Genomic DNA, 562 nt, shown 5'->3' on the forward strand with positions numbered 1-562 from the left:
CAGAATTCAACTCGCAGTTGCGAATGAGCTAGGTCTTGATCGCCTGAGAATGTTCTGCGTCCCTGATTCGCAGGATTCGCTTGGCAACCTCTCGCTGCACCTGCGAGAAGAACTCGGGCGACTCCTCCAATCGCTCACGTTGTTCCGCGGGGAGGCAACACAACGTTGGTTCCCAGATGTCTTGCAGTGGGATTTGCAAAGAAACCCAATCCCGGCGCGGCATCGTCGCTCGCATTCCCGGCAACGGAAGCAATTGACCTTCTTGCCAAACGCCCAACGTCACCGCATACGCGCCGCTTGAATCGGGTTGCGGATCCACTTCGAGCCGCATCCGGCCCACGGAGGGCCGGGGTGCCGGCTTCCGAATCGGAGATTCGACCGACGGCCCCGATTCATTCCCCAACCGATCCAGTGGGCTGGCGACCGCGGTCGCCTTCATCTGAGCGACCTTGGTGTACAGCGAGGTGGTTTCCAGATTGGTGTGCCCAAGCAACTTTTGGATGAACCGAATGTCGGTGCCGGATTCGATCAAGTGCGTCGCAAAGCTGTGGCGAAAACTGTG

1 protein-coding gene is annotated in these 562 nt (G+C 58.7%); it reads right to left on the reverse strand.

Annotated elements, in window-relative coordinates; translation table 11 throughout:
• Positions 1-28 precede the first annotated feature (28 nt).
• Positions 29-562: tyrosine-type recombinase/integrase (locus tag RE6C_RS06450; RefSeq protein ID WP_173401772.1), on the reverse strand; the 534-nt coding region annotated here is incomplete at its 5' end.

Source organism: Rhodopirellula europaea 6C, from assembly GCF_000338295.1.
Taxonomy (GTDB): Bacteria; Planctomycetota; Planctomycetia; order Pirellulales; family Pirellulaceae; genus Rhodopirellula; species Rhodopirellula europaea.